This is a genomic window from Bradyrhizobium valentinum, from assembly GCF_001440405.1.
Lineage (GTDB): Bacteria > Pseudomonadota > Alphaproteobacteria > Rhizobiales > Xanthobacteraceae > Bradyrhizobium > Bradyrhizobium valentinum.
This window is the reverse complement of sequence record NZ_LLXX01000076.1, coordinates 1-2,361: the sequence shown is the minus strand read 5'-3', so window position 1 is coordinate 2,361 and position 2,361 is coordinate 1. Positions and strand designations below refer to the sequence as shown.

3 protein-coding genes and 1 pseudogene are annotated in these 2,361 nt (G+C 63.8%); 3 read left to right on the top strand and 1 reads right to left on the bottom strand.

The features are described 5' to 3' along the window. Nucleotides 1–319 (bottom strand): annotated as a pseudogene (locus tag CP49_RS47200) (hypothetical protein); the annotation flags it as partial. 50 nt (nt 320–369) lie between these two features. On the opposite strand from CP49_RS47200, the gene CP49_RS12180 reads away from it, so the two are divergent. From CP49_RS12180 to CP49_RS12170, 3 genes are all read left to right on the top strand, one after another. After that, entirely contained in the window at nt 370–849 is a 480-nt protein-coding gene (locus CP49_RS12180) for a carboxymuconolactone decarboxylase family protein (protein WP_057850497.1), read from the top strand. Nucleotides 850–1,104: 255 nt separating this feature from the next. Beyond that, a complete protein-coding gene (locus CP49_RS12175; RefSeq protein WP_420807607.1) occupies nt 1,105–1,671 on the top strand; it encodes a L,D-transpeptidase in 567 nt (188 codons plus the stop codon). Nucleotides 1,672–1,693: 22 nt separating this feature from the next. Continuing rightward, on the top strand, nt 1,694–2,361 hold a 668-nt coding region (locus tag CP49_RS12170), incomplete at its 3' end, for a L,D-transpeptidase family protein (protein ID WP_245310663.1).

Here is a 2,361-nt window from a genome sequence, read left to right as displayed (position 1 = left end):
GATAGGCGCGCAGCATGGTCAGGACAACGAATTGCGGCGGGGTCACGCTGAGCTCGGCCAACGCCCGCTCCATCGCGAGCCGCGTCGCGGCCTGGGCCTGCCGCAAGAGATAGGCGAGGTAGCCTTGCTCGCCGCGCTTGCCCTCGCCGGGCGGCGGCGGGCGGATCAACGCCGGCGCAGGATTTTCGCCGGATTTTTTCCGGCGGCGGGCAGGCGCTTTTGGCGCAGCCGGTTTTCGCCGGGTTTTCGATTTTTGGGCTTGCGCTTTTCGCGGTTGATGCGATCGCGCCTGTGCCGAAGCTCCGATCTTGCGCGACATATCAGTGCTCTTATAATAAACCAGAGCACTGATAACACGAGGCACTGACGATGTCACACGCCCGCAAAGAGTACAAAGACTTCATGTCGCTGACGCCGGACGCCTACGATGCCGTGCTGGCGCTCAGCCAGGTCGCGGGTAAAGCGGGCATGGATAACCAACTGCTCGAGCTGATCAAGCTGCGTGCCTCGCAGATCAACGGCTGCGCCTTCTGCGTGCAGTATCACATCCTGGAGAGTGAGAAGCTCGGCGTACCCACCGACAAGCTCAATCTCGTGGTGGTCTGGCGCGAGGCACCGCAGTTTACCGCGCGCGAGCGCGCGGCGCTGGCCTGGACGGAGGCGCTGACTTTGCTCAGCGACGGCGTCAGCGACAAGGTCTATGCGCAGGCAAGTAGCGAGTTCTCCGAGAAGGAGCTCGCCTATCTCACCTCCGCAGTCGCCTCGATCAATGTCTGGAACCGGTTCGGCGCGGCGTTTCGCTGGACTCCGCCCGCGCGGAAGCAGGCTGTGGGCGCGGCCGCGTCATAGAAATCAGGCGCGGGCTCATTAGCACACCGAACAAATACTGACCGGTGTGCGCTGAGGAAGGCCAGATGGTTGGCTGCAGGCTTATCGTATCGCGTCACGATACTTTCCAACATCACCTTGCCAACATCGCCTTGATTTCTGCACTATTTGAGCAGCAGATAGCCCAATGTGACGCTTTTTGGAGGACTGGCGGTGCCAAAGTCCGGGGTGGCGTTGTTGCTTGTGGGGTTACTGGGGTTTGTGCTCGGCGGTTGCATGCAAGCGACGCTCGCACCGACGTCGAATGCCAGCTTGACCGCAAGGGACCGGCAGTTGCTGGCCCGTCCACCTTATGCGCGGGCGGACATTCCCGAAACCTATCGCCGGCATATTGTCGACTACACGCGCAAAGAGCAGCCGGGCACGATTCTGGTCGATACCAATGCACGTTATCTGTATTACGTCCTGCCGGGGGGCAAGGCGGTCCGCTATGGCGTGACGGTGGGAGAGGAGGCGCTGGCCTGGTCCGGCGTCGCGACCGTTGGCCGTGTGGCTGAATGGCCTGACTGGATTCCGACGGCGGAGATCCAGGCTCGGCTCGGCCCTTATCCAAAGCGCGTCGCCGGAGGTCCGGAAAATCCGCTAGGCGCGCGGGCGATCTACCTTTACCAGGGCAACAAGGACACCCTGTACCGTATCCACGGCACCAACCAGCCGGAATATATCGGCCAAGCCATCTCGTCCGGCTGCATCCGCATGACCAACGAGGACGTCATCGATCTGGTGAATCGGTTGAAGCCAGGCGCGATCGTCGTCGTCCTCCCGCCAGGCCGGAGTGCGTAGATGGCGCTTATCGCAGGTTCCCGTGACTGATCAGGGCTCGCCGCAGGTCGCTCGCGGCCCGTTGCGCTGGCCTGTGTATCTTGCCGTTGCGAGTCTGGCGCTGCTGGTCGCGGCGGGAGGCGATGCGGGCGCCAGAAGCGGAGAACGCTCGATCGAGTTCATCGAGACGCGCAGCGCCAGCGAGCCGCTCATGGCCATCGTTTCGCTCCGCGACCAGCGGATCACCGTCTATGATGCCAAGGGGTGGATCCTGCGGGCGCCGGTGTCGAGCGGCACGAAGGGACGCGAGACGCCCGCCGGGATCTTCAGCGTCATCCAGAAAGTAGAGGACCATTACTCGAACCTGTATGACGATGCCTACATGCCGCACATGCAGCGCATCACCTGGTCCGGTATCGCGCTCCATGGCGGCGTCCTGCCGGGGCGTCCGGCCTCCCATGGCTGTATCCGGCTGCCCTTCGAGTTCGCCGAACGCCTGTTCGATGCGACCGCGATGGGCATGCGGGTGATCGTGGCGCCAACCGATGTGGCGCCCGTTGAGTTTGCCCATCCGGTTCCATTTCAACCGAAGCCGGGAGCCGGCGCGATGGCCGCTGCGCGCACGGCGGAGGCGCAAGAGGCGACGAGGAAAGCGGCCGAGGCGCGACTCGCCGCCGTGACGGCCTTGCGGGAGGCCACGCAGGCCAGGGC

Bases quoted from the DNA above. Each gene is read 5' to 3' on its own strand.
- CP49_RS12180 (WP_057850497.1), top strand. From the start codon at position 370: ATGTCACACGCCCGCAAAGAGTACAAAGACTTCATGTCGCTGACGCCG.
- CP49_RS12175 (WP_420807607.1), top strand. From the start codon at position 1,105: ATGCAAGCGACGCTCGCACCGACGTCGAATGCCAGCTTGACCGCAAGG.